At 57.7% G+C, this 24,426-nt stretch carries 27 protein-coding genes; 11 read left to right on the plus strand and 16 right to left on the minus strand.

Annotation, left to right across the window (positions count from 1 at the left end; all coding sequences use genetic code 11):
- Positions 1-17 precede the first annotated feature (17 nt).
- Genes Q1J43_RS14725 through rsmD form a run of 3 tightly spaced genes read right to left on the minus strand, consistent with a single transcriptional unit; the run spans position 18 to position 1,347 of the window.
- Positions 18-278: a YfhL family 4Fe-4S dicluster ferredoxin gene (locus Q1J43_RS14725; protein WP_301103258.1), complete on the minus strand. Its 261-nt coding sequence runs from the start codon at positions 276-278 to the stop codon at positions 18-20.
- Positions 279-296: 18 nt separating this feature from the next.
- A complete protein-coding gene (coaD, locus tag Q1J43_RS14730; RefSeq protein ID WP_301103307.1) occupies positions 297-791 on the minus strand; it encodes a pantetheine-phosphate adenylyltransferase in 495 nt (164 codons plus the stop codon).
- A complete protein-coding gene (gene rsmD, locus Q1J43_RS14735; RefSeq protein ID WP_301103259.1) occupies positions 784-1,347 on the minus strand; it encodes a 16S rRNA (guanine(966)-N(2))-methyltransferase RsmD in 564 nt (187 codons plus the stop codon). The genes coaD and rsmD overlap by 8 nt, the downstream gene beginning before the upstream one ends.
- Positions 1,348-1,523: 176 nt before the next feature.
- Between rsmD and ftsY the strand changes: the two genes are divergently transcribed.
- From ftsY to ftsX, 3 genes are all read left to right on the plus strand, one after another.
- Positions 1,524-2,504 (plus strand): signal recognition particle-docking protein FtsY, encoded by a 981-nt coding sequence (ftsY, locus tag Q1J43_RS14740; protein ID WP_301103260.1) that lies wholly within the window; start codon positions 1,524-1,526, stop codon positions 2,502-2,504.
- 127 nt (positions 2,505-2,631) lie between these two features.
- On the plus strand, positions 2,632-3,294 hold the full coding sequence (locus tag Q1J43_RS14745; protein WP_301103308.1) for an ATP-binding cassette domain-containing protein: 663 nt from the start codon (positions 2,632-2,634) through the stop codon (positions 3,292-3,294).
- A 10-nt stretch (positions 3,295-3,304) separates the two neighbouring features.
- On the plus strand, positions 3,305-4,204 hold the full coding sequence (ftsX, locus tag Q1J43_RS14750) for a permease-like cell division protein FtsX (RefSeq protein ID WP_301103261.1): 900 nt from the start codon (positions 3,305-3,307) through the stop codon (positions 4,202-4,204).
- A gap of 19 nt (positions 4,205-4,223) precedes the next feature.
- Here the strand turns inward: ftsX and Q1J43_RS14755 are convergent, their stop codons facing one another.
- Complete coding sequence (locus tag Q1J43_RS14755) at positions 4,224-5,069, minus strand: MaoC family dehydratase N-terminal domain-containing protein (protein WP_301103262.1); 846 nt, start codon at positions 5,067-5,069, stop codon at positions 4,224-4,226.
- A gap of 14 nt (positions 5,070-5,083) precedes the next feature.
- Positions 5,084-5,281, minus strand: coding sequence for a hypothetical protein (locus Q1J43_RS14760; protein ID WP_301103263.1), 198 nt, complete (start codon positions 5,279-5,281; stop codon positions 5,084-5,086).
- A 176-nt stretch (positions 5,282-5,457) separates the two neighbouring features.
- On the opposite strand from Q1J43_RS14760, the gene Q1J43_RS14765 reads away from it, so the two are divergent.
- From Q1J43_RS14765 to Q1J43_RS14780, 4 genes are read left to right on the plus strand one after another with little or no spacing between them, the layout of a single operon-like run.
- A complete protein-coding gene (locus Q1J43_RS14765; RefSeq protein WP_301103264.1) occupies positions 5,458-6,051 on the plus strand; it encodes a 2-oxoacid:acceptor oxidoreductase family protein in 594 nt (197 codons plus the stop codon).
- Positions 6,044-7,297, plus strand: a complete 1,254-nt coding sequence (locus tag Q1J43_RS14770; RefSeq protein ID WP_301103265.1) for a transketolase C-terminal domain-containing protein — start codon at positions 6,044-6,046, stop codon at positions 7,295-7,297. The genes Q1J43_RS14765 and Q1J43_RS14770 overlap by 8 nt, the downstream gene beginning before the upstream one ends.
- 10 nt (positions 7,298-7,307) lie before the next feature.
- On the plus strand, positions 7,308-8,321 hold the full coding sequence (locus Q1J43_RS14775; protein ID WP_301103266.1) for a thiamine pyrophosphate-dependent enzyme: 1,014 nt from the start codon (positions 7,308-7,310) through the stop codon (positions 8,319-8,321).
- Complete coding sequence (locus Q1J43_RS14780; protein ID WP_301103267.1) at positions 8,321-9,943, plus strand: NAD(P)-binding protein; 1,623 nt, start codon at positions 8,321-8,323, stop codon at positions 9,941-9,943. Before Q1J43_RS14775 ends, Q1J43_RS14780 begins: the two co-directional genes overlap by 1 nt.
- 3 nt (positions 9,944-9,946) lie before the next feature.
- Here the strand turns inward: Q1J43_RS14780 and Q1J43_RS14785 are convergent, their stop codons facing one another.
- The 10 genes from Q1J43_RS14785 to Q1J43_RS14830 form a co-directional block, all read right to left on the minus strand.
- On the minus strand, positions 9,947-10,735 hold the full coding sequence (locus Q1J43_RS14785; RefSeq protein ID WP_301103268.1) for an ABC transporter permease: 789 nt from the start codon (positions 10,733-10,735) through the stop codon (positions 9,947-9,949).
- A 136-nt stretch (positions 10,736-10,871) separates the two neighbouring features.
- On the minus strand, positions 10,872-11,798 hold the full coding sequence (locus tag Q1J43_RS14790; protein ID WP_301103269.1) for an ATP-binding cassette domain-containing protein: 927 nt from the start codon (positions 11,796-11,798) through the stop codon (positions 10,872-10,874).
- On the minus strand, positions 11,786-12,424 hold the full coding sequence (locus Q1J43_RS14795; RefSeq protein WP_301103270.1) for an alpha/beta fold hydrolase: 639 nt from the start codon (positions 12,422-12,424) through the stop codon (positions 11,786-11,788). Before Q1J43_RS14795 ends, Q1J43_RS14790 begins: the two co-directional genes overlap by 13 nt.
- Positions 12,425-12,428: 4 nt before the next feature.
- A complete protein-coding gene (locus tag Q1J43_RS14800; protein WP_301103271.1) occupies positions 12,429-12,737 on the minus strand; it encodes an NAD(P)H-dependent oxidoreductase subunit E in 309 nt (102 codons plus the stop codon).
- 62 nt (positions 12,738-12,799) lie between these two features.
- A complete protein-coding gene (locus Q1J43_RS14805; RefSeq protein ID WP_301103272.1) occupies positions 12,800-13,867 on the minus strand; it encodes a VanZ family protein in 1,068 nt (355 codons plus the stop codon).
- A gap of 227 nt (positions 13,868-14,094) precedes the next feature.
- Positions 14,095-16,188 (minus strand): type IV pilus secretin PilQ, encoded by a 2,094-nt coding sequence (locus Q1J43_RS14810; protein ID WP_301103273.1) that lies wholly within the window; start codon positions 16,186-16,188, stop codon positions 14,095-14,097.
- On the minus strand, positions 16,185-16,706 hold the full coding sequence (locus tag Q1J43_RS14815) for a pilus assembly protein PilP (protein ID WP_301103274.1): 522 nt from the start codon (positions 16,704-16,706) through the stop codon (positions 16,185-16,187). Before Q1J43_RS14815 ends, Q1J43_RS14810 begins: the two co-directional genes overlap by 4 nt.
- Complete coding sequence (locus Q1J43_RS14820; protein ID WP_301103275.1) at positions 16,703-17,386, minus strand: type 4a pilus biogenesis protein PilO; 684 nt, start codon at positions 17,384-17,386, stop codon at positions 16,703-16,705. Before Q1J43_RS14820 ends, Q1J43_RS14815 begins: the two co-directional genes overlap by 4 nt.
- Complete coding sequence (locus tag Q1J43_RS14825) at positions 17,383-17,949, minus strand: PilN domain-containing protein (protein ID WP_301103276.1); 567 nt, start codon at positions 17,947-17,949, stop codon at positions 17,383-17,385. Before Q1J43_RS14825 ends, Q1J43_RS14820 begins: the two co-directional genes overlap by 4 nt.
- Positions 17,946-19,025 carry a pilus assembly protein PilM gene (locus Q1J43_RS14830; RefSeq protein ID WP_301103277.1) on the minus strand — a complete coding sequence of 360 codons (1,080 nt, stop codon included), beginning with the start codon at positions 19,023-19,025 and terminating at the stop codon, positions 17,946-17,948. Before Q1J43_RS14830 ends, Q1J43_RS14825 begins: the two co-directional genes overlap by 4 nt.
- A 155-nt stretch (positions 19,026-19,180) precedes the next feature.
- Here Q1J43_RS14830 and Q1J43_RS14835 point away from each other — a divergent pair, with 155 nt between their 5' ends.
- A complete protein-coding gene (locus Q1J43_RS14835; protein ID WP_301103278.1) occupies positions 19,181-21,520 on the plus strand; it encodes a penicillin-binding protein 1A in 2,340 nt (779 codons plus the stop codon).
- 3 nt (positions 21,521-21,523) lie between these two features.
- Here the strand turns inward: Q1J43_RS14835 and cyaY are convergent, their stop codons facing one another.
- Positions 21,524-21,841 (minus strand): iron donor protein CyaY, encoded by a 318-nt coding sequence (gene cyaY, locus Q1J43_RS14840; protein ID WP_301103279.1) that lies wholly within the window; start codon positions 21,839-21,841, stop codon positions 21,524-21,526.
- A gap of 36 nt (positions 21,842-21,877) precedes the next feature.
- On the opposite strand from cyaY, the gene Q1J43_RS15960 reads away from it, so the two are divergent.
- Genes Q1J43_RS15960 through Q1J43_RS14850 form a run of 3 tightly spaced genes read left to right on the plus strand, consistent with a single transcriptional unit; the run spans position 21,878 to position 24,425 of the window.
- Positions 21,878-22,042: a lipoprotein gene (locus Q1J43_RS15960; protein ID WP_366141928.1), complete on the plus strand. Its 165-nt coding sequence runs from the start codon at positions 21,878-21,880 to the stop codon at positions 22,040-22,042.
- Positions 22,039-23,286 carry a diaminopimelate decarboxylase gene (gene lysA, locus Q1J43_RS14845; RefSeq protein WP_301103280.1) on the plus strand — a complete coding sequence of 416 codons (1,248 nt, stop codon included), beginning with the start codon at positions 22,039-22,041 and terminating at the stop codon, positions 23,284-23,286. The genes Q1J43_RS15960 and lysA overlap by 4 nt, the downstream gene beginning before the upstream one ends.
- The gene (locus tag Q1J43_RS14850) at positions 23,283-24,425 is read left to right on the plus strand and encodes an efflux RND transporter periplasmic adaptor subunit (protein ID WP_301103281.1); all 1,143 of its coding nucleotides are present in this window, start codon (positions 23,283-23,285) and stop codon (positions 24,423-24,425) included. Before lysA ends, Q1J43_RS14850 begins: the two co-directional genes overlap by 4 nt.
- Position 24,426: the final 1 nt, after the last annotated feature.

Here is a 24,426-nt window from a genome sequence, read left to right on the forward strand (position 1 = left end):
CAGACCGCAGACCGCGCTCAGGCCGGGCGCTTGTTGCCCGTCAATTTTTCGTACTTCACCCACAACTGGTTTTCGTTTTCCTGATGATTGCCATCCTTCGGGATGCAATCGACCGGGCAGACCTCGACACACTGTGGGGTATCGTAATGACCGACACACTCGGTGCATTTGTTCGGGTCAATCTCGTAAATCTCTTCACCCTGATAAATCGCCTCGTTCGGGCACTCTGGCTCGCACACGTCACAATTGATGCATTCGTCGGTAATAATTAAAGCCATGGCTACTGTTCCTTCAGTTCATTGAAATTTTTCGGATACCCTGTTTGCCAGCCGTACGCAAATTGCCGGGTGGACAAACTTGCTGACATCGCCGCCGAGAATGGCAATCTCGCGAACCATTGTTGCCGAGATAAACATGTACTGTTCACCAGGGGTCAGGAAAATCGTTTCGACATCGGGGTAAAGGTTCCTGTTCATTCCTGCCATTTGGAACTCATACTCGAAATCCGACGCTGCCCGCAGGCCACGCAGGATAACCTTGGCGCCCTTGAGGTGTAAAAAATCCATGAGCAGGCCGTCGAATCCGCAAACCTCGACATTCGGATACGGCGCCAGCAATTCTTGCGCGATTTCGACCCGCTCAGTGAGCGAAAAAAAGGGACGCTTAGACCTGCTCTCAGCGATACCGATAATCACATGGTCGAACAGACCCGCCGCCCGCCGAACGAGATCTTCGTGACCCCGGGTCATCGGATCAAAGGTGCCCGCGTAAATTGCCGTCCGCTTATTCAGCGTCATTGGACTCGCCTCGTCGCATCAAGTGATAACAAACCTGCCCGGCCCGACCATGGCGCACCGTACACCAGTCGCCACAGGCGTCCAAGCCGTGCTCGGCTTCAACGTAGAGCGCCCCGTCAGCGGTCAGCAACTCCGGCAAGAGCGCTGACAGGCGGTCCAGCCAGCCCTGCTTGTAAGGTGGATCGAGAAACAGCACATCAAAACGTAAACCGGCCGCACGCAGCGAGGAAGCGAATTTTACCGCATCTGCACGCACAATCTCCAAACGCCCGTCAGCACCGAGCAAACGGGCATTCGCTTCAAGCGCCGCCAGCACCTTGGGCGAATTGTCGACCATCACCACCTTGTCTGCACCGCGCGAGGCCGCTTCAAAGCCCAGTGCGCCGCTGCCGGCAAACAGGTCAAGGCAGGACCGCCCGGCCAGATCCTGTCCAAGCCAGTTGAACAGCGTTTCGCGAACGCGATCCGGCGTCGGGCGCAAACCCTCGGAATCCGGAAAACGCAGGACTCGTCGCCGCCATCGGCCTCCGATGATACGTACCGTATTCAAAATTAGCCTCTTTTACTCAAAATAAAACGCCAAAACTTAGTCACAATGACTCGGGTGATTCGTCGCGCGTGGCGCATGGACAAACGTGGCTTCTGTTAAAATCCGACCCGCAGGTCATTGGCGAGGGCATCTTACCATCGCCACATTCCACCGAAATTCTCACAGACAAAAGCCCCATGTTTGCTTTCCTCAAGAAGTCTGCTGGCGCGCAAGACGCCGTTGCAGCCCCGTCACCGCCCCCGCCGCCTGAGCTGTCCTGGCGCGAACGGCTGAAGGCAGGTCTGGCGCGAACTCGGGCGCAATTTGGTGGCCAACTTAAATCGATTTTTTTACGCGGCAAAGTCGATGACGAACTGCTCGAAGCGCTGGAAACCCTGCTCATCTCCAGCGATGTCGGCATGGAAGCCACGCAGCACCTGCTTAACGAACTCAAGACATGCGCCAAACGCGACCGGATCGACACCCCGGATGGCCTCCAGAAGGCGCTCTCGGACGCCCTGCATGGACTTCTGCTACCGCTTGAACAGCCCCTGACAATTTCGGCGCAGCGCCCCTTCATCATCATGATCACCGGGGTTAACGGCGCTGGCAAAACGACCTCGATCGGCAAGCTGGTCAAGCACTTTCATGCTCAGGGCCTGTCTGTTCTGCTGGCCGCTGGCGACACCTTTCGCGCGGCGGCGCGTGAGCAGTTACAGGCTTGGGGCGAGCGCAACCAAGTAACGGTGATTTCCCAGGAGTCGGGCGATCCGGCGGCCGTCATCTTCGACGCCATTGCCGCCGCCAAGGCGCGCGGCATCGATATCGTGCTGGCCGACACGGCCGGCCGCCTGCCCACCCAGTTGCACTTGATGGAAGAAATCGCCAAGGTCCGCCGCGTCATCCAAAAAGCCGACCCGAGCGGCCCGCATGAAACCCTGCTCGTTCTCGACGCCAATTTCGGACAGAACGCACTGCAACAGGTCAAGGCCTTCGACAAAGCGATCGCCGTCAGCGGCCTGATCGTCACCAAACTCGATGGCAGCGCCAAGGGTGGCGTGGTCGCTGCCATCGCCCGCCAGTGCCCGAAACCGATTCGCTTCATTGGCATCGGCGAAGGCATCGATGACCTGCGCCCCTTTGTTGCTCGCGACTTCGTCGATGCACTGTTTGAGTGAGTAACTTGAAAATACAGCGAACCACAACGGGCACAACGATCACAACGAAAAATCTTCATGAAGACTGCTTTCTGCTACTCCCGCTTGTTCTCTCGTTATGTTCGCTGTGTTCGTTGTGCTTAAGCAGATGATTTCCGCCAGCGCCATCAGCAAACGCTATCCCGAGGGACACGAAGCGCTCAGCCAGGTCAGCTTCGAGATCAACACCGGAGAAATGGTTTTCATCACGGGCCATTCGGGAGCCGGCAAATCAACGCTGTTCCGCCTGCTGGCGGGCATCGAACACCCGACCTCGGGCAGCATCGTGGTTAATGGGCAAAACCTCGCCGCCCTACGCAAGAGCGCCATTCCGTACCTGCGACGCAATTTCGGCCTGATCTTTCAGGACCAGAAGCTGCTCTTCGACCGCAGCGTGCTCGACAACGTGCTGCTGCCCTTGGCCATTGTCGGCCTGCCGGCCAGGGAAGCCGCCCGCCGGGCGCGCGCAGCACTCGACAAGGTGGGACTGCTAGAGCGTGAAAAGGCGAACCCGATTGCGCTTTCGGGAGGCGAACAGCAACGTCTGGCAATCGCCCGTGCTGTCGTCAATCGTCCGGCCATTCTGCTCGCCGACGAGCCAACGACCAACCTCGACGCCGACTCAGCCGCCGCCATTCTTGAAATATTCCGTGCTTTCCATCAGGTTGGAGTCACTTTGGTCATCGCTACCCATGACCCGCAGTGGATGGCACGTTTCTCACCACGCGTGCTACAACTTGAACGCGGCCGCCTGGTCGGAGCCGCCGCATGAACCTATCAAGATGAACAGCTTTCTCGCCCAGCACTTTGCTGCCCTGCGCGATGCGCTACGCCGACTGCTCGCCGCACCGCTCAACACGATTCTTTCGCTACTCGTCATCGGCATCGCTCTGGCACTGCCGAGCGCCGGCTGGCTGGTCATCGACAATCTGGGCGGCGTCACCGGTAGCGCCTCCGGTGTTCAGCAGATCAGCATTTTCATGAGCATCGACGCCAGCAAGAAGGAGGTCGGTGAAATCGAAACGCGGCTACGCGCGGCACGGCTGGGGAACTGGCGCTTTGTCTCCCGGGACGAGGCGCTCAAACACCTGCAATCGTCCGAAGGCATGGCTGAGATCACCGCCAGCTTGCCCAAGAACCCGCTTCCCGATGCCTTCGTCGTCGAGCCCGACGATACGCAGCCGCAAGCGCTGGAGCGCATGGCCAAGACCTTCTCCAACTGGCCGAAAGTTGCCCACGTCCAGCTTGATTCAGCCTGGGTTAAACGTTTCGATGCCTCTCTGCGCATCGGCAAGCTGGCTATCACCCTGCTCGCCGGACTGCTCGCCGGGGCGTTGGTGGCGGTGACTTTCAACACCATCCGCCTACAGATCCTGGCCCAGGCAGCCGAGATCGAAGTAGCCAAACTGATCGGCGCCACCGACGCCTTCATCCGTCGCCCCTTCCAGTATTTCGGGGCACTGCAGGGTGTGCTCGGCGGACTTTTTTCCGCTCTGCTCGTGGCGCTGGGCGGCCGCATGCTGACTGCCCCGGTCGGCGAACTCGTCGCTCTTTACGGTGGCAGCTTTGTGCTGCACGGCTTGTCGCCAAGCAACGTCGGCGCGCTGACAGCGATTGGCGCTGCACTTGGCTGGCTGGGCGCACAACTGTCGGTCGCTATCCACCTGCGTCGTCTCGGCTGAACCGGATCGCAGAACGTCCTCAGTAGATAACGGCGGTGGCCTGCATGGTCAGCCAGCCCTGATGGTCCTTGGCCCACAGGTGGATGGTCTTACCGTCCGCCTGCGGCTCGCCGCAAACGAAAAAAGGATTGATATCGAAGCTTGGGCGCACGGCCCTGAACTCAAAGCGCAGCACCTGTGCATCAGGCAACTGATGGCGCAGCAAATCGAGCAGCAGGGTGGCAATCAGCGGCCCGTGCACGACCAGTCCCGGATAGCCCTCGACCGCAGTGACGTAGCGCCTGTCGTAGTGGATGCGATGGCCGTTGAAGGTCAGTGCCGAATAGCGAAAAAGGAGCACGTCGTCGGGAGCCCACTTCTTCTCCCACGCCGCGCTCAAAGGCGCAGCCAACGGCGGTGACGCGACATCGTCAGGCCTTGCCGCCGGCCGATAGACGATGTCGTGGAACTCCCTCAAAGCGCAGTCAGACTCGCCGCCACGCTTGATTTCATGACGCACGCGGACGAAGACCAATGGCCCGCTGCGCCCGGATTTTTCACTGATATCGTCAATGGTCGACACGCGGGTCAGCGCATCGCCGATACAAAGAGGCTGGTAAAATTGGAACTGGCTTCCGGCCCACATGCGCCGAGGCAGGGCGACTGGTGGCAAGAAATCGCCACGTTGAGCGTGACCGTCCGGCCCGAGTTCGGACTGCGGGCAAAGCGGCAGGAAATAAAGCCAGTGCCACAGGGCGGGCAGCGGCGTTCCGACCGGCGGCCGCGGCGCCGGTCGGTCCAGGGTGGCGCAGAGGGCGGCGTACGGCGTTGCCGTGAGCACATCTGACACGCGCTGCGTCCGGCCAATCCAGTCCTTCAGATTCAAGTAAAAACCTCCTTCTACTGGCGTGCGCGCCAGTCGTCTTCGATGACCAGACCAATCGCTAAAATTCGTTGGTCGCTCAGCGCCGGGCCGGTCACCGTCAGGCCAACCGGGGCACTACCCGGCGCCTGGCAGGGCAAGGTCAGAGCGCAGTCGCGTCGGGTTACGCTGCGCAATCCGACCTGCGAGTTGTGCTCCACATCAGTTTGAATCACACCCGCCCAGAAGCAAGCCGGAAACGGAGCTTGCTTGATTTTTCGGTCGAATTTTTTTCTTGTGACGGAACTTAATCCTTTCTGCCTAAAGTGCGTAGAATAGCCAGTTCTTGGGAGGTTAGCTCGACAAGAGACACGACTGGGCAGCCTCCGGAAACCCACGAGACGGAGCGAGTATGTTCGAAGTACGTATTCATGGCCGTGGCGGCCAAGGAGTGGTAACCGCTGCGGAGATGTTGTCGATCGCCGCGTTTGAGGAAGGGCATCACGCACAGGCCTTTCCAAGTTTTGGTTCAGAGCGAACCGGCGCCCCCGTTGTTGCTTTTTGTCGCATCGCCGACAAGGAGATCCGGCTACGCGAGCCGATCATGCGGCCCGACGCACTGATTATCCAGGATCCAACACTTCTGCACCAGGTTGATGTATTTTCCGGCCTGAAAAAAGATGGTTTCATCCTGATCAATACCAAGAGCACTTTCGAAGAACTTGGCCTTAGCGATTATGTTCGCGACTGGCCGGCTGATCGTCTGTGCACCCTGGCCGCGACCGATCTCGGACTCGCGCATGTCGGGCGTCCGATGCCCAACGTGCCGCTGCTGGCGGGCTTTGCCGCCTTGGCCGGAACGATCAGGCTCGAATCCGTATTCAAGGCCATCAACGCAAAGTTTTCGGGCAAGGTGGCGACAGGCAATATCGCCGCTGCCACCGAAGCTTTCGAACTTGTCCGCGCCAGAATTGAAAGCGTTTGCAAGGAGGCTGCCCATGCTTAAGCAGATGGAAGGTTCACACGCCGTTGCCCAGGCCGTCGCACTGTGCCGGCCGGAAATCATTTGCGCTTATCCGATTTCACCGCAAACGCATATCGTCGAAGGCATCGGCGAAATGGTAAAGGCGGGCGAGATCGTTAATTGCGAGTTCATCAATGTCGAGTCCGAATTCGCCGCCATGAGCGTGGCTATCGGCTCCTCGGCGACCGGGGCGCGGACGTACACAGCTACCGCCTCACAGGGTCTGCTGTTCATGGTTGAAGCGGTCTATAACGCGTCCGGCCTCGGCCTGCCGATTGTCATGACGGTGGCCAACCGCGCGATCGGTGCGCCGATCAACATCTGGAACGATCATTCCGACTCGATCTCGCAACGCGATAGTGGCTGGATTCAACTCTTTGCCGAAACCAACCAGGAGGCTCTCGATCTTCATATCCAGGCCTTCAAGCTGGCTGAAGAATTGAGCCTGCCAGTGATGATCTGCATGGATGGCTTCATTCTCACCCACGCCTACGAGCGCGTCGATATCCCGACACAGGAACAGGTTGACGCCTTTCTGCCGCCGTATGAGCCGCGCCAGGTGTTGGACACCCACGCGCCGGTATCGATCGGGGCGATGGTCGGTCCGGAGGCCTTTACCGAAGTGCGTTACCTGGCTCACGAGAAGCAGATGCAGGCACTGGAGCTGATCCCCAAGATGGCGGAGGAGTTCATGGCCATCTTTGGCCGCGACAGCGGCGGCCTGGTTCGTCCTTATCGTACCGAGGACGCAGAAACCATCGTCATCGCCATGGGCTCGCTGCTTGGCACGATCAAGGATACGGTCGATGAAATGCGTGATGCCGGCGTCAAGATCGGCGTACTCGGCATTACCTCCTTCCGCCCCTTCCCGCTTGACGCCGTGCGCCAGGCGATCAAGCACGCCAAGCGCGTCGTGGTGCTCGAAAAAACCTTTGCCGTCGGCATCGGCGGCATTCTTGCAACTGACGTGCGAACGGCTTTCTTTGGCATTCAGATGAACGCGTACACCGTCATTGCCGGCCTCGGGGGGCGTCCGATCACCAAGACCGCGTTGCACGAACTGTTCGAAAAGGCCGGTCGTGACGACCTCATTCCGCTGACCTTCCTCGACCTTGACTGGAATGTTGTCAACAAACAACTGGCGCGCGAGCGTCAGAAGCGTCGTTCCGGTCCGGCCGCCGAAAATATCCTGCGCGACGTGAGCAGCACTGCCGCCCATATCAGTTAAGGAAAAACCCATGAGCTTTCAACCTGTCAAGTTCTACCAGACTGGCACCTTCACTGTCGGCAACCGTTTGCTGGCGCCCCAAGAGCGCAGCGTGCAAGCCAATATGGAGCGCACCAACTCGCTCAACTCCGGGCACCGCGCGTGCCAGGGTTGCGGCGAGGCGCTCGGCGCCCGCTACGCGATTGACGCCGCTATGCATGCAACCGACAATCAACTGATCGCCGCCAACGCCACCGGCTGCCTGGAGGTCTTCTCAACCCCCTATCCTGAGACCTCGTGGCAGATTCCGTGGATGCATTCGCTGTTCGGCAACGCACCAGCGGTGGCTACCGGCATCGCTGCGGCAATCAAGATCAAGCGGCAGAAGGGCCTGAAGGATGATGTGCGCGTTGTTGCGCAGGGTGGCGATGGCGGCACCACCGATATTGGCTTTGGCTGCCTGTCCGGCATGTTCGAGCGTAATGACGACGTGCTTTATATCTGCTATGACAACGGTGGCTACATGAACACCGGTGTGCAACGTAGCTCAGCCACCCCACCGGCAGCGCGCACGGCAACGACCATGCCGGTCGGCCCGCAACCCGGCAACGTCTTCGGCCAGGGCAAGTTCATGCCGGCCATCGCCATGGCGCACGAGATTCCCTACGTGGCGACGGCCACCGTCGCCGACCTGCGCGATCTCGAACACAAGGTTAAGAAGGCGATGACCTTCCGCGGCGCGCGCTACATCCACATTCTCGTCCCCTGTCCGCTCGGCTGGGGATCGGCCTCGCAGGACACCATCAAGTTGTCACGGCTGGCCAAGGAAACCGGCATGTTCCCGGTCTTCGAAGCCGAATACGGCGAACTCACCAACTCATCGAAGATTCGTCGGCTACTGCCGGTCGAGGAATACCTCAGACCACAAAAACGCTTTGCCCATCTTTTTGGCAAATCGCCAGCCGTGGCCACGATTGCCCGTCTGCAGGCGCTGGCCGATAAAAATATTCGAAAATACGAAATGCTCGACAAGGAGGCGAACTGATGAACAAGCCGTTTGCAATCACCCTCGACCCTGGTTCATCGCTGGCCAACCACACTGGCTCGTGGCGTACCGAGCGCCCGGTCTATGTTGACCGGTTGCCGCCCTGCAACAGCCAATGCCCGGCAGGTGAAGACATTCAGGGCTGGCTGTTCCACGCCGAATCCGGTAACTACGAAAAGGCCTGGCAACACCTAACCCGCGACAACCCCTTTCCGGCGATTATGGGCCGGGTGTGTTACCACAGTTGCGAAAATGTTTGTAACCGAGGCCAACTGGACGCTCCGGTCGGTATCAATTCGGTAGAGCGTTTCCTTGGTGACGAAGCCATCAGACGTGCCTGGAAACTGGTGCCACCGGCTGCTGAAACCGGCAAACATGTCCTGATTGTCGGCGCTGGCCCCTCCGGCATGTCAGCGGCCTATCACCTGCGCCGCTTCGGCCATCGCGTTACCGTCTATGAGGCCGGTCCGTTACTCGGTGGCATGATGCGCTTCGGCATTCCAAAATACCGTTTGCCGCGCGACGTGCTTGACGCCGAAATGCAGCGTGTCGTTGACATGGGCGTCGAGGTTGTTCTCAACACCAAGGTCGATAATATTCTCGACACAATGCAGACGGGCAAGTTTGACGCCGCCTTTCTCGCCGTCGGCGCGCATATCGCCAAACGCGCCTTCATCCCCTCGGGTGAAGTCTCGAAAGTTGTCGATGCCATCTCTGTGTTACGCAGCATGGAAGGCGAAAACAAGCCCATGCTTGGACGTCGCGTCATCGTTTATGGCGGCGGCAATACCGCGATCGACGTGGCGCGTACCGCCAAACGCATGGGTGCTGAACCGATCATCGTTTACCGCCGTACACGCGACAAGATGCCGGCGCACGACTTTGAAATTGAAGAAGCCTTGCAGGAAGGCGTGATGATCCGTTGGCTTTCGACCATCAAGCAGGCCGGTGATACCAACATCACCATTGAAAAAATGGAGCTCGATGCCTCTGGTTTCCCACAACCGACCGGTGAGTTTGAAACCTTGGAGGCCGACTCAGTCGTGCTGGCCCTCGGTCAGGATGTCGATCTTAGTCTGCTCGAAGGCGTGCCGGGCCTGGAAGTAAGTGATGGCGTGGTCAAGGTCGACGCCAACATGATGACCGGTCAGCCTGGCGTATTCGCTGGCGGCGACATGGTTCCCACCGAACGCAACATCACCATCGGTGTCGGCCATGGCAAGAAGGCCGCGCGCAACATTGACGCCTGGCTGCGAGGCGCCACCTACGTCGCGCCACCCAAGCACCAGGTGGCGACCTTCGACAAGCTCAACACCTGGTATTACGCCGATGCGCCAAAGACCGTGCGTCCAATGCTCGACATCATCCGTCGTCAATCGACCTTTGACGAAGTTCAGGGTGGTCTGGATGAAAGTACGGCATTGTTCGAAGCGCGTCGTTGCCTGTCCTGCGGAAACTGTTTCGAGTGTGACAACTGCTACGGCGTCTGCCCGGATAATGCAGTCATCAAGCTCGGCCCGGGCAAGCGCTTCGAGTTCAACTACGATTACTGCAAGGGTTGTGGCATGTGCGTCGCCGAGTGCCCCTGCGGCGCGATCAACATGGTGCCTGAAAACAATTGATCATCATTTGAGCAAACGCCGTCGGGTCAGCATCGTGGCGATTGCGAAAGCAACGACAGTGATGGTCAACAGAGCGCCGACATGCATGAAAACGTTGCTTGGCACTTCACCGAGCAGTAGAGGGCGGGCAAGCTGGACGGCGTGCGCCAACGGCAGCCAGGCGGCGAGGGTGTGCACGGCTGCCGGAAGCTGGTCAGCGGGGAAAAAAACGCCGGAGACGAGCAGCATGGGAGTGATGAAGAGCGTGAAGTAGTACATGAAAAAATCGTAGGACGGCGCCAGCGCACAGACGATCAGGCCCATTGCTGCGAAAGCCAGGCCGGTGAGAAAAATGACCGGGATCGCCCACAGCGCCAGCGGCGAAGTGGTCAGCCCCAGTGTTGCAATGACGAGCAGAATGGCCAGTCCGGAGAGCAGGCTCTTGCTGGCGGCCCAGACCAGTTCGCCGGCCAGGATGTGATCGAGCGAAAGCGGCGTATTGAGGATGGCATCCCAGGTTTTCTGCACATGCATGCGCGAGAAGGCCGAGTAGAGCGCTTCAAAAGTCGCCGCATTCATGGTGCTGGCAACCACCGTCCCGGCGGAGAGAAAACTAACGTAACTGACGCCGCTGACCTGCGGCAACAGGCCACCCAGGCCATAACCGAGCCCGAGCATATAAATCAGCGGATCGGCCAGATTGCCGAGCACCGAGGGAATCGCCAGCTTGCGCCAGACGAGAAAATTGCGTCGCCAGACCGGCAGCCAGCGCAGACCGGGGCGGGGGATGGCAAAGAGACGTTGTGTATTCATAGGCCGCGAAACGCTTTCAACGCAGAGATCGCAGAGGCGCAGAGATCGCAGAGAAAGACAAAAAATTGGTTTACCTCTGCGTACTCTGCGCCTCTGCGATCTCTGCGTTGAAAGCGCTTAATCACTTTTTCCATACTCAATCCCTCAACTCACGGCCGGTGAGCTTGATAAATACGTCTTCCAGGCTGGCCGCGCGGTGCAGGTAGCGCAAGGCTGGGGCATCGGCGAGTGCGGCTAGCAGTGGCGCCGAGTCGCGGCAGTAGAAAAAGGCGGTGTCGCCAGCGATTTCGAGACGTTCTCCGAGCGTGTTGCGCGAGCGGGCCCAGGCCGCTGCTTCGTCGCCGAAGACTTCAACCACCTGCGGTTCAATGTGTGTGGCGATTAAGGCGCGTGGTGCGCCGTCGGTGACTAAACGGCCGTGGTCGAGCACTGCCAGTCGGTCACACAAGCGCTCAGCTTCATCCATGAAATGGGTGGTCAGGATCAGCGTCTTGCCGCGCGCAGTGAGTTGCTTCAGACGCTCCCAAATCAGGTGGCGTGCTTGCGGATCCAGGCCGGTGGTCGGTTCGTCAAGAAAAATGATGTCCGGGTCGTTTACTAGCGCCCGCGCCAGGGTCAGGCGTCGCTTCATACCTCCGGAAAGGGTCTGGATGCGCGCCGTGTCCTTGCCACCAAGTCCGGCGAAGTCGAGCAGATCGGGAATGCGGGCGCGGATGATTGCGTCCTTGATGCCAAAGTAGCGGCCGTAGACCATCAGGTTTTCGGCAACGGTGAAATCCGGATCGATGTTGTCGAACTGAGGCACCACGCCGACCCGCTCCCGCGCGGCCTCAGCTTGCTCCGGGATGGAATAGCCACGCAAGGTGATCTGACCCGCGTCTGGCGCAGTCAATCCAAGGCAGCAGCGCAGGGTGGTGGTCTTGCCGGCGCCGTTGGGGCCAAGCAGACCGAAGCAGGTGCCGGACGGCACCGTGAAGTCGATTCCGCCAACCACCTCCTGGTCATCGTAGCGCTTGCGCAGGCCACGGACGCAAAGCGCGTCAGCCAAGTTCAGTGTCGCCATGCGCGGGTGACGATGTCGCGGATAAGGTGCAGCCGACGATGAAAGAAATGGTCGGCGCCGGGAACAACGATTACCGGCAGGTCGAGCGGTTCGGCCCAGGCGAGGATATTGGCCAGGGGCACCGTGCTGTCCACCGAACCATGAATGACAATGGTATCGGAAGCGACGGCCTTGGTCGCATACTGGCGCGCACCTTCGACGTGACCAGCAGCGGTGCCGACTAGAACCAGGCGCTGGGCCGGGTGATTGGCTTCGGCCAGGGCCTGTGCTACCCGAGTCTGCACGTAGGCGCCAAACGAGAAGCCAGCCAGAGCAACCGGTAAGTCGCCAAAGCGGCGTTTGGCTTCTGCGACAACGGCGAGCATGTCCTCGCATTCGCCGTGCCCGTCGTCGTGCGTTCCGCCACTTTCGCCGACCCCGCGAAAGTTTGGCCGCAAGGCCACATAGCCTAAGCGATTGAAGGTACGGGCCAGCGTCTGCGTTACCTTGTTGGTATTGGTGCCGCCGAACAGCGGGTGCGGATGGCAGATCAGGGCGATCCCACGCGGCGCACCCGGACTTTCGACGATCAATTCGATGGTGCCGGCTGGCCCGTCAATGCAAATCTTCTCTTCGCTTTGCTTCATCGGCTTAAATTCTCAGGCGTTCAACGACTCGGCCGTGGACCAGATGCTCCTGGATGATCTCCTCAATGTCTTCTTGGTCCACGTAGTGGTACCAGACTTCTTCCGGATAGATGACGATAACCGGGCCTTCATCGCAACGATCCATGCAGCCGGCCTTGTTGATCCGGATCTTGCCCTGGCCCTTGAGCTTGAGTTGGCTGATGCGATCCTTGGCATAGGTTTGCGCTTCGCTAGCGCCCAGGTTGTTACAGCATCCTTCGCCCTCGGGGCGCTGATTGCAGCAAAAAAATACGTGATGCTTGAAGTAACTCATGTCGACCTTTGTCTTGCTGGTGCTTGCTGTGAGCTCAGATTCTAACCTTGTTTCAGGCGCATTCAGAGGCGTCGTCCAAGCATCATCAGGTAGGGGAGCGCCAGGAAAGGCCACAAACTGGCAGTCAGCCGGGTCAGCCCGTTGAAATTCAAAAAGTGCCCTTGTCGCCAGGTGGCCAGAGCGGCCGCCGAATAGGGATTGGGCGGTGTGATGTTAACCAGCACGGTGCCGGCCATCAGCGTCAGTCCGGCCAGCGCAATACGTAGCGAGGCTGGCAACAGCAGCATGATCGAGAATATCGCGCCGCCAGCAAGCAGGCCAAGCGCGGCGCCGGGGGTGAGCCAGGCCAAGGCATTGAGTGGATCGACAAGCACCGCAGCGGCCAGCGTGCGAATCGACAACGCCAGGAAAAAGAAAACGGCCAGCGCCAGATAGGGGGAGCTACGGTCGCTTAGCAGGGCACGCGTGATTAGCCCGATGGCAATGGTGTTGCAGACGATGATGCCAGTCTCCAGGGCAAAAAAGGCAGGTGCCGCGTAGGGTAGCGATGGTGCTATCTCAAGCAGGTGCCGCAGGTCGCCGGCACCGAAGAGGATTGTTTCCGGAGAAAGTTGCGTCAGCAACCACAGTCCGATCAAGACTAGCCCAAGTTCCGCATGCGGTGTGGATGCCAGCAGGCGCTGCTGCAAGTTTACGAAGCCATCGAAAAAGCGTTCGCCATGCCAGATGGTGAGCAGCGCGCCGAGGCCTGCGCCGCACGTGTTACAAGCCAGGTCGAGATTGGAAGCGACGCGCGCTGGCAGCCAGGCTTGCAGACACTCAAGGCAAAGGCTGAGCAATGCGCCGAGCAACAGCGCAACGCAGGCCGGGGTCCAGCGTCCAGGCAGGCGCCGCAAGGTCAGCGCGAGCAAAAACCCAAGGGGCAGATAGGCGAGGACATTGATCCCCAAATCGAAGACCGTCCAGTAGCGAGGCCAGGCCGCCGTAAGGAAAAAAATCGGCGACAGGCCCGGATCGCGCCAGCCGGAAAAAGGGTGCAGACTGGCATAGACGACCAACGCCAAATAGGCCAGCGCCAGGTAGCGAGGCAGCAGAGTTGGCACCTCCACAAGGCGGGGGGGTGATTCCACAGTCGGTGTGCTTGATGGCATCACGATGGCCGAAAACGTCGATTGGGCTCATTCTAACGCCTCAAACGGAGCAATCGGTGACAGATGCAGGAGGTGTTGGTGCTAGCGCACTGCGCTTCTCTCAAAGACCTTACGGCCATACGACGATTGTGATGCCCAGCGTTGAATTGAAAATACCAAAAAGAAACCGGCCACAGCCGGCTTCTTTTTTAACCACAAACTAGGAATCAGCGCACAGAAAGAGTTTCGGCAACGATTCTGGGGGTTATGAATACCAGCAACTCAGTTTTGTCATCGATCCATTCCCTGTTCTTGAATAGCCAGCCGATGTAAGGCAGATCACCGAAAAATGGAACGCGCTGCGTGTTATCGCTGACGTTTTGTGTGTATATGCCGCCAATCACGACGGTACCGCCATTCTCTACCAGCACTTCCGTCTTGACGTGCTTGGTGTCGATGGCCACTCCGGCACCGGTGGATAGTTTGGTATTCGGCGTGTCCTTGTTGATGTCCAAGGTCATTGTGATTTTTCCGTCGGGCGTAATCTGCGGCTTGACTTTCAGCGACAGGTTTGCCTTGCGGAAAGAAACACTGGTGGCACCTGAACTCGTCGCTTGCTGGTAGGGGATTTCGACTCCTTGCTCAATGATCGCCTCAATCTGATTGGCCGTCATGACACGCGGACTGGATATTACCTTGCCTCGCCCATCGGCCTCCAGGGCAGATATTTCAGCCGTTAGGTACTGCGTTTTTGCGCTGTTAAAAAGCATCAACCCGAAGGTGCCGGCTGTCCCGGCACGCGGGGTTGCTGGAAGATTAACGGCAGAAACGGTCGAACTATTTCCACGCAACAAGCCGTCGGTTACGCCAAAGGGGTTGGGGCCAGCTCCATTCACGAATGTCAGTGGCCCACCAGTACTGGTCGCTGATCCACCCCAGCCAAGGCGAATCCCAAGATTCTTGGCAAAGCTATCACCGGCCTCAACAATTCTGGCTTCGATCATGACTTGACGTACCGACAGATCGACCTTGGCGATCAACTGCCGGACGTCTTCCAGACGGCTTGGCGTATCCTGAACAAATAGAATATTTGTTCGTGTGTCGACCACGGCACTGCCACGCTTTGAGAGCATGCGCTGGCCGGCATCGGTCAGCAGCTTCTTGACTTCTTCCGCCTTTTGATAGTTAAGCTGGAAGTTCTCGGTGCGTAAGGGTTCAAGATCGCCAATCTGTGCCTTTGCTTCATACTCCAGCTTTTCCTTGGTCGCAATTTCCTCGCGCGGAGCAATCAGGATGACATTGCCGTTCTTGCGCATGTCGAGGCCTTTTTGCTGGAGGATGATGTCCAGCGCCTGATCCCAGGGCACATCCTTCAGAATCAGCGTGATCGCACCGCCAACGGAATCACTGACCACCATGTTCATCGCGGTGAACTCGCCGATCACTTGTAGCAGGCGCCGAACCTCGACGTTCTGGAAGTTCAACGACAGTTTCTCGCCCTGATAGCCGCCGCGCGTCCCCTGCACCAACTTGTTGGGGTTTTCGATGACCGGCTTTACTTCAATGACAAACTGGTTGTCCGTCTGATAGGCATTATGTTCCCATAAGCCGCGCGGCGTAATCGTCATGCGCGCATTGGCGCCTTGCTGAACAGTATCAAACGAAACAACAGGCGTCGCAAAGTCGGTTACATCGAGGCGCTTGCGTAGCGCATCCGGAACATTCACTTTGACGAAATCAACGACCAGACTTTGCCCTTGCTGGCGGATATCGATCCCGGCATTTGGATCGCTCAGATCCACCGTGATTCGCGCCTCGCCGTCCTTGCCACGGCGAAACGCAATATCCCGAATGCTGTTGGCGTCCACCGACGGGCGTGACTGGGAGAAATGCTCAACCTGTATCGCCACATTGCTCTTTTTGGCACTGGGAATCAAAGCCAGAAGCAGGTTGTTTCCGTCGATTGTCGACTCGTAAGTCATTGCCTGATTAAGATTCAGCACCAGGCGCGTACGGCCTTCGGCTTGAACCACATTGACGCTCTTCAGCTCTCCTTCGTTGTAGGTTTGACTATTTTTGCCAAGACCATTGGTGGTATTGGCAAAATCAAGCGCAATACGTGCCGGGGCGGCCACGCTAAAACCCGGCGGCAGTGCTGCCAATGGCTCTTTGAATGTCAGCTTTACGTTGAGCACACCACCCTGCTGTGCAACAGTCATCGCCTCGATGGAGTTTGCTTTGGCCTCCTGGGCGTTGACCGGAGCAAGCGCCAGGAATAGCCAGCCGATAAAACCGAGCAGGTAGCATTTGATCTGTTTCACTTTTTACCCTCCTGTACCTGCAGCAATAGCGTACTTGCTCTTTCAACCCAATCGCCTGCCGAATCCTGAACGAGTTCCTTCAACGTTACTTCAGATTCAGAAACTCTGGTGACCACTCCGAAATTCTGCCCCATATAATTCCCGATCCTCACTTGATACAAGGAGCCATCAACCTGAACGATGGCGTAAGAAACTTTCTTTTTGGTCATTACCCCAACATACTTCAGCGACTCTAGCGGGTAGGCCTCCAGCGGTTCGCGCGGCCGATCCAGGTCCGGCTGCAAGCCACTTCCGCCACTCTTTTTCTGCTCAGCGCCAATTTTTGACGACTTGAATGGATCGGTCAGGTTGCCCACATCATAAGGCACCGGTTCATAGGGCTTAACCTGAGGCAAGGGAGGAATTTTGCCCTTGATATCCTTGGCAGCGTCATTCATCCACGCGCGCAAATCCTCGTTATCCCCGCCGGAGCACGCCACCAAGACGACGCTGGCCAGCGCAACAGCGATCTTTCTCATTTTTTCCCACCTTTGGCCGCCTGTGCCGCCTGTGCCGCTTTCTTTTTGGCGGCCAATTCTTCATCATCAAGATAGCGGAAAGTCTTGGTCACGGCGTCCATGACCAAACTTCCGTCCTTGGCCTGCGGATTGGCAGTGATCGATATATTGTTCAATGTGACGATTCTCGACAGCCTGCTGATATCGCCGGCAAAGGCGCCAAAGTCATGGTAGCTTCCGGTCAAGCGCACGTTGATCGGCAATTCGGCATAGAAATCCTTGACGATCTCCTGCCCTGGCTTGAAAAGATCAAATTGCAGCCCTCTACCCATCCCCGACTGGTTGATCTCAATCAGCAAGGACTCAACCTCCGACTTGATGGGCAGCTGCTTCAACAGTGCGCCGAATGAGCGGTCAATTTCGCTCAATTGCTGTGTGTACAAATCCAGATTGACCGCCTGCGTCTTCTTGGCAACAAATTCTTCCCTGAGTTTTAACTCATCCTGTTGCCGCGCTGTCAACGTGTCGAGCTGCTCACTCCAGACAAACCACCAACCCACCAGCAGAATTGCCGCGGCAAGAGCAAGCAAGGCGACAACACGTGGGACGATTGGCCAAGCCCCAACATCTTTCGGGTTGAGGTTCCGAAAATCGTCGTGAATCGACTTAAAGTCAACGTTGGCAATGGAGAACGCCTTCATTTCTTGCCTCCACTCTCGACCGGGGCACCTTTAAGGGCAGCGGTCATGTTGAACTCATTGAGTCGTCGCTTGTCGAGCGTGATGGCTTTTATTTCAATCAGTTGAGGTTTTTCAAGCCAGGGTGACGCTTCAATATTACGCATCAGGGTAGAAACCCGCGCATTGGATTGCGCATAGCCATTCAGGGAAATCCTGACACCATCTTGTTTGACCGAACGGATATACACACCTTCCGGCATCTGTTTTACCAGCTCACTCAACAGGCGCACAGCATCAGCCCGATCACGCTGCAAGGACTCGATAATCTGCTTACGCGCCAGCATTGCCTGCGTCTGTTCTTTGAGACGCCGGATCTGATCGATCTGTTTGTCAAGAACCGCGATTTCTTTCTTGATGAAATCGTTCTTGGCTTCCTGAGACGTGATGTAACCCGAAATAATCGTATAAACGAGAAAAACAATCAGTCCGGCAAGAATCGAAACCGTTCCCAGAAGCCCGTAGAACTGATGCCGTCTTGCCTTGCGCTTTTCTGCGCGATGCGGGAGGAGATTGATGCGTATCATTCGTCAAACCTCCGCAGCGCTAAACCGCAGGCGGCCATCAGCGACGAAGCGTCGGCCAGCAGACTCTTGGCGCGGACCCGGTCGGACAGCACCATGTCGGCGAAGGGGTTGGCAATAATCGTATTGACCTGCGTTCGTGACGCCACCACTTCGTCTGCCCCCGGAAGGACGGCACAACCGCCGGCTAAAACGATGTGATCGACCTGACTAAACTGGGTAGAGGTAAAGAAAAACTGTAAGAGACGTGATACTTCCAAGGCCATGTTTTCGACAAAGGGCTTGAGCAGTTCAGCTTCGTAATTGTCCGGCAAATTGTTGCGCCGCTTCTCAGCTTCAGCCTCCTCGAAATTCATTCCAAACAGACGGGCAATCTCTTGCGTCAGTTGATTGCCGCCAAACGCTTGCTCACGAACATAAAGCTGCTGACCGTTGCGCAGCACGGTCAGGTTTATCACATTGGCCCCGATATCGACCAAGGCAATGATCTGCCCTTTACCGCCATCAGGGAGTTGTTTTTCAATCAATTCAAAGGCGGCAAACACGGCATAGGACTCGACATCCACAACCACCGGCTTCAGGCCGGCAGACTCCACTACAGCGACCCGGTCTTCGACCTTCTCTTTACGTGAAGCGGCAATCAACACCTCGATTTCATCGGGGGATGAGGCTGCCGGGCCGACGATCTGAAAATCGAGATTGACTTCTTCAAGAGCAAACGGGATGTACTGATTAGCCTCGGATTCAACCTGCAACTCGAGTTCTTCCTCACGTTGCCCAGCAGCCACGATGATTTTTTTTGTGATCACGTGCGAAGCAGGAAGTGCAATCGCAACTTGCCTGGTTGAGGTCGCCAGCTTCTTCCAGGCCCGGCGCACGGACTCGGCAGCCGCTTCCAGATTGACAATATTGCCGTCAGCTACAGCGTCCCTTGGCAACACCTCAATCGTATACCGTTCGACGCGATAGCCACTCTTACCATCAAGCGCCAGTTCGACCATCTTGACTCCAGACGAACTGATATCGAGACCGATCAGTGAACGTGCCTTAGGATTAAAGATCGATAAATCGAGTTGCAAATCGCCACCCCTTGTCGAAAAAACCCTTGAATAATTTGTAGTTAGCGTATTTATAGATAATCTACTTTAGATGCTAGCAACAACTATCCGGCGTGTAAAGCCATTTTTTCTCGCCATTTCTGCACGCTGCCACGGTCGTTCTGGCAGCGTTTATAATGGCGCCCTACCCCCTTCGCCCGGATTACACCTTGCCAAACACCTTGCCAAACATTTCCCGCTGGATTCTTTATCCGATTCTGTTCATTCTTGGACTGGTCGCAATGGCCGTTGCCATGGCCGCCGTGGTTCTGATCCTGACCTATCCAAATCTGCCCTCGCTGGACATTCTGACCGATTACCGGCCCAAGGTTCCCTTGCGCGTGTATACCGTTGACAACCACCTGATTGGCGAATTTGGTGAAGAGCGCCGGGCAGTCGTTCGCATTCAGGACGTGCCTGATGTGATGAAACAGGCCATCCTGGCCGCAGAAGATGAACGCTTTTACCAACACAGCGGAGTGGACGCGCAGGGCGTCGTGCGCGCCGCACTGAGCAATCTTCTGGGTGGTGGCAAACGGCAGGGGGCTTCGACCATTACGCAGCAGGTTGCCAAGAATTTCTTTCTGTCCTCGGAAAAAACCTATGCCCGCAAACTCTACGAAGCACTGCTTTCCTTCAAGATCGAAAACAATCTCTCCAAGGATCAGATCTTCGAGTTGTACATCAATCAGATTTTTCTCGGCCAACGTGCCTACGGTTTCGGCGCGGCAGCCCCGATTTACTTTGGTAAATCACTACAGGAGTTGAGCATTGCCGAAGCCGCCATGCTCGCCGGATTGCCGAAAGCGCCTTCTGCGTTCAACCCGGTAGTCAATCCCAAACGCGCCAGCTTGCGCCAGCAGTATGTGCTGCGGCGCATGCATGAACTCGGCTTTATTGATTCCAAGCAACACGATGCGGCCCTAAAACAGGTGCTGGTCGTCAAACGCGACACTAATGAGTTTGTCGTCCACGCCGAGTTCGTCGCTGAAATGGCGCGTCAGATGGCCGCCGAGCGTTTCCCGGAAGAGGTCTATACCCGTGGTCTGCGGGTCTACACAACGATTCTCAAGAGCGACCAAGAAGCGGCATACAACAGCTTGCGGCGTGGCGTCCTCGACTATGATCGGCGGCATGGCTACCGTGGTGCCGAAGCCTATGTCGAGATGAGCGACATCAAGTCCGAACAGGACGAAGCCCTCGACGAACTACTCCAGGATTTTCACGACTCGGAAGATCTGCACCCGGCCATCGTTCTGCACGCTGATGCCAAACAGATTCGCGCCTACCGGCGAGGTGGTGAAATCGTCACCATCAACAGCGATGGCTTAAAATTCGCCGCGCGCATGATCGACGACAAGGCGCCGCCGAACAAGCGACTGCGCCGTGGCGCCGTGATTCGCGTGCAAACCGACGACAAGAACAACTGGCGCATCACACAAATGCCCGAAGTTGAATCAGCCTTCCTGTCCGCTGACCCGCAAAACGGCGCCATACGTTCGCTGGTCGGCGGCTTTGACTTCAACCGCAACAAATTCAACCACACCACGCAAGCCTGGCGACAGCCAGGCTCGAGCTTCAAGCCCTTTATTTATTCAGGCGCCCTGGAAAAGGGCTTCACGCCGGCGTCCATTGTGCATGACGATCCAATCAGTTTTCCGGCCTCGGTCACCGGCAGCCAGGCTTGGGAACCAAAAAACTACGATGGAAAATACGAGGGTGCAATGCGTATGCGCACGGCATTGGCCAAGTCCAAGAACATGGTCTCGATCCGGCTGCTGCAAGCTAGCGGAGTGCACTTCATTCAGGACTACGCGACACGCTTCGGCTTTGACGCCGACAAGCATCCGCCTTACCTGACCATGGCGCTTGGCGCCGGTTCGGTCACCCCCTGGCAGATGGTCACCGCCTATGCTGTTTTCGCCAATGGTGGCTACCGTATCGCGCCCTACATCGTGCGCGAAATTCAGGATGAAAAGGGGCAGGCGCTGGCGCTAGCGCAGCCAGTCACGGCCGGAGACGAGTCGTTGCGGGCCATCGACCCGCGCAATGCCTACCTGATGGATAGCATGCTGCGTGACGTTACCATTTACGGCACTGCCGCTCGCGCCTCGGCAACACTCAAGCGCCGCGATCTTGCGGGCAAAACCGGCACCACCAATGAGCACGTCGATGCCTGGTTCTGCGGCTATCAGCAAACCGTCGTCGGCTGTTCATGGATTGGTTTCGACCAGCCAAAAAACATGGGCAACGGCGAAACCGGCGGCTCGGCCGCACTGCCAGCCTGGATTGCTTACATGGCCAAAGTTCTAAAAGATGTTCCGGAATCATTCATGCCGCAACCCGAAGGACTGGTCGCCCTTGAAATAGCGGGCTCCGGCAAGGGCCCCGCCAAAGAGTTTTTCTACAAGGAAAACGTCCCGACCAGCGTGGAGCCCGAACCTGAGCAGGACCAGAACGCCAAACCGATCGATTAAAGCCTAAGCCAGGATCACCGGCACCCCGGACTGTGCCGAAACCAGCGCTGACAACGTCGCCATCAGTTCGCCATCATCGCGCGTGTCGCGCCAGGCGTGGCCGTCCCAGTGAAAGTGAAAGCCGCCCGAACGTGCGGCCACCCACAACGCTTTCGATGCATCATGTCGATTGACAATGATCTTGCTGCCGTCGGCAAACTCGATCTCGAGAACACCGGCGCTGACCATCGCAAAATCGATATCGACGCCACTGGCATCCAGCCCAGTTTCAATCCGACTCAGGGCCGCATTGGCAAGCGCATTGAATTCGCTATCATTCATCCTGTGCTACCATTTCCCATTTCTGATTGCCCCATTATGCGCGGACATTGCACGCTTTTAATCCTGCTGCTTACGTTTGCCTTTGGCGCTTGCGGAACGCGTGGGCCGCTGACTCTCCCACCACCACAAATTAAAACCCCAGCGACGCCAGCGTCTGCTGCTCCGGCTGATCTTAACACGCCTGAAGAACCTGCCCGATGAACGCTTTTTTCCCCCTGAGAAACGGTCAGTTGCACGTCGAGTCCGTACCGCTTTCCGACATTGCTGCACACTTTGGCACACCCTGTTACATCTACTCGCGCGCCGCTCTTGAAGACGCACTTGCACAATTTCAGAAGGAACTGGCCGGCGTTGATTCCCTGGTCTGTTATGCTCTCAAGGCCAATTCCAACCTCGCTGTACTCAACGTCTTTGCGCGCCATGGCGCCGGCTTCGATATCGTTTCCAGCGGCGAACTGAAGCGCGCCCTGGCAGCTGGCGCAGATCCGAAAAAAATTGTTTTCTCGGGCGTCGGCAAGACCGCCGCCGAAATGGCCTTTGCCCTTAGCACCGGCATCCTCTGCTTCAACGTCGAATCAGCTCCCGAACTCGAACGGCTCAACGGCGTCGCCGCCGGCCTCGACAAAAAAGCGCCGATCAGCCTGCGCGTCAATCCGAACGTCGACGCCAAGACCCACCCCTACATTTCAACCGGCCTCAAGGAAAACAAGTTCGGTGTAGCCTACGAAGATGCGCTAAGCATCTATCAACACGCAGCGCGCCTCCCCAACCTCGAAATCATCGGCATCGACTGCCATATCGGGTCGCAGTTGCTCGACCCGGCACCCTTTGCCGAAGCGCTCGACAAGCTGCTGCAACTGATCGACCAACTCACCAGCAACGGAATTAGCCTGCATCATATCGACCTCGGCGGCGGCCTCGGTATCCGCTACAAGGACGAAGCCGCCCCCTCGGTAAAATCCTATCTGCAACCCCTGCTCAAAAAACTTACGGGACGAGGTCTCAAGATTCTGCTTGAACCCGGGCGACGCCTGGTCGGCAATGCCGGAGTACTGCTGACCCGGGTTGAATACCTCAAGCCCGGCGCCGTCAAAAACTTTGCCGTTGTCGATGCGGCGATGAATGACCTCGCCCGCCCGGCGCTTTACGACGCCTGGCACGACATCGTCCCGGTAATGCCACGCAACAGCAAAGCATGCCAATGGGATATCGTCGGCCCGATCTGCGAATCAGGCGACTTCCTCGGCCACCATCGCTCGCTGGCCATCGCCACCGGCGATCTGCTCGCCATTATGTCGGCGGGCGCCTACGGCATGGCCATGAGTTCAAACTACAACACCCGGCCGCGTGCTGCCGAGGTCATGGTTGATGGATCCCACAGTCACCTCGTGCGCCGCCGCGAGACGGTCGAAGAACTCTACGCACTGGAAAGCCTGCTCCCGTGAAATCAACCGTCCTCCTGTTTAGCAGCATCCTGGCGCTTACTGCCTGCTCGGAGGACAATGCTAAGAAAAAAGCGGAAGCGCCGCCAGTCCCCGTCACTACGGCCAAATCAGAAGCACGTGACATTCCCGTCACCTTGAAGGTCGTCGGTCGCGCCGAAGCCTACGAAAGCGTCATACTCAAATCACGGGTTGATGGTCAGGTCGCCGCGGTACTATTTACGGAAGGTCAACACGTCAAGCAGGGCGAAGTGCTGATCCGTCTTGACCCAACCGATTTTGCCGCCCGTCTGCAACAGGCGGAAGCAGCGACTGCACGTGACCAGGCCCTGGCTGCCAAGAGTCGTTCGGACACCGCTCGCTACACAGCGCTCAAGGACCGCAACTTCGTCTCCGAAGAGAAGGTCAACGACATCCGCACCAACGAAGCCGCAGCCAGCGCCAACCTGCGTGCCAGCAACGCAGCAGCGGAAGTGGCGCGCCTGCAGCTCTCCTACGCCACCATTCGCGCCCCCTTCTCTGGCGTGGTTGGCGCACGACTGGTCTTCCCAGGGTCATCGGTCAAAATCAACGAGACACCGCTGGCCGTGGTCAACCGCGTACGCCCCTTGCTGGTCAGCTTCTCAATACCCGAGAAGCATTTGCCGCGACTGCGTGACGCCATGGCGGCCGGCACAGGAAGTGGCATGAAAGTCGACGTCAGCCTACCGGGTGACCGAGCGCAACACTACGACGGCGCAGTGCATTTTCTCGACAACGCAGTCGATGCCACTACCGGCACCATCCTGATGAAAGCCGTGCTGCCAAACGCCGATGAAAAGCTGACCCCGGGACAATTTCTCAACGTCACCCTGCTCCTCGATACGCTGACCCAGGCAGTCACCATCCCCGATGAAGCAATTCAGCAAGGCGCGGATGGCAATTTCGTTTATGTCGTCAAGGCGGACAACAGCGCTGAAATGCGCCCAATCAAAACTATCGCCGCTGACGCCGGGATGACCGCCGTCAGTACGGGCTTGCAGGTGGGCGAGACCGTCGTCACCGACGGTCAGTTGCGTCTCGCGCCAGGGGTCAAGGTCAAAGCCCGGGAAACGGGCAGCAAGGCCAATGCGCAGTTGGCACCGGCAGCAACGAGCAAGTAGG

This window comes from Propionivibrio sp. (assembly GCF_029255185.1).
In the GTDB taxonomy this organism is placed as follows: Bacteria; Pseudomonadota; Gammaproteobacteria; order Burkholderiales; family Rhodocyclaceae; genus Propionivibrio.

What these genes read in the sequence shown, in the direction of transcription:
- Q1J43_RS14825 (WP_301103276.1), bottom strand. Translation starts at nt 17,949, where the DNA reads ATGATACGCATCAATCTCCTCCCGCATCGCGCAGAAAAGCGCAAGGCA.
- Q1J43_RS14725 (WP_301103258.1), bottom strand. Translation starts at nt 278, where the DNA reads ATGGCTTTAATTATTACCGACGAATGCATCAATTGTGACGTGTGCGAG.
- Q1J43_RS14780 (WP_301103267.1), top strand. Translation starts at nt 8,321, where the DNA reads ATGAACAAGCCGTTTGCAATCACCCTCGACCCTGGTTCATCGCTGGCC.
- Q1J43_RS14765 (WP_301103264.1), top strand. Translation starts at nt 5,458, where the DNA reads ATGTTCGAAGTACGTATTCATGGCCGTGGCGGCCAAGGAGTGGTAACC.
- Q1J43_RS14785 (WP_301103268.1), bottom strand. Translation starts at nt 10,735, where the DNA reads ATGAATACACAACGTCTCTTTGCCATCCCCCGCCCCGGTCTGCGCTGG.
- Q1J43_RS14795 (WP_301103270.1), bottom strand. Translation starts at nt 12,424, where the DNA reads ATGAAGCAAAGCGAAGAGAAGATTTGCATTGACGGGCCAGCCGGCACC.
- ftsX (WP_301103261.1), top strand. Translation starts at nt 3,305, where the DNA reads ATGAACAGCTTTCTCGCCCAGCACTTTGCTGCCCTGCGCGATGCGCTA.
- lysA (WP_301103280.1), top strand. Translation starts at nt 22,039, where the DNA reads ATGAACGCTTTTTTCCCCCTGAGAAACGGTCAGTTGCACGTCGAGTCC.
- Q1J43_RS14820 (WP_301103275.1), bottom strand. Translation starts at nt 17,386, where the DNA reads ATGAAGGCGTTCTCCATTGCCAACGTTGACTTTAAGTCGATTCACGAC.
- Q1J43_RS15960 (WP_366141928.1), top strand. Translation starts at nt 21,878, where the DNA reads ATGCGCGGACATTGCACGCTTTTAATCCTGCTGCTTACGTTTGCCTTT.
- Q1J43_RS14835 (WP_301103278.1), top strand. Translation starts at nt 19,181, where the DNA reads ATGGCGCCCTACCCCCTTCGCCCGGATTACACCTTGCCAAACACCTTG.
- Q1J43_RS14775 (WP_301103266.1), top strand. Translation starts at nt 7,308, where the DNA reads ATGAGCTTTCAACCTGTCAAGTTCTACCAGACTGGCACCTTCACTGTC.
- cyaY (WP_301103279.1), bottom strand. Translation starts at nt 21,841, where the DNA reads ATGAATGATAGCGAATTCAATGCGCTTGCCAATGCGGCCCTGAGTCGG.
- Q1J43_RS14800 (WP_301103271.1), bottom strand. Translation starts at nt 12,737, where the DNA reads ATGAGTTACTTCAAGCATCACGTATTTTTTTGCTGCAATCAGCGCCCC.
- Q1J43_RS14815 (WP_301103274.1), bottom strand. Translation starts at nt 16,706, where the DNA reads ATGAGAAAGATCGCTGTTGCGCTGGCCAGCGTCGTCTTGGTGGCGTGC.
- Q1J43_RS14770 (WP_301103265.1), top strand. Translation starts at nt 6,044, where the DNA reads ATGCTTAAGCAGATGGAAGGTTCACACGCCGTTGCCCAGGCCGTCGCA.
- Q1J43_RS14790 (WP_301103269.1), bottom strand. Translation starts at nt 11,798, where the DNA reads ATGGCGACACTGAACTTGGCTGACGCGCTTTGCGTCCGTGGCCTGCGC.
- Q1J43_RS14745 (WP_301103308.1), top strand. Translation starts at nt 2,632, where the DNA reads ATGATTTCCGCCAGCGCCATCAGCAAACGCTATCCCGAGGGACACGAA.
- ftsY (WP_301103260.1), top strand. Translation starts at nt 1,524, where the DNA reads ATGTTTGCTTTCCTCAAGAAGTCTGCTGGCGCGCAAGACGCCGTTGCA.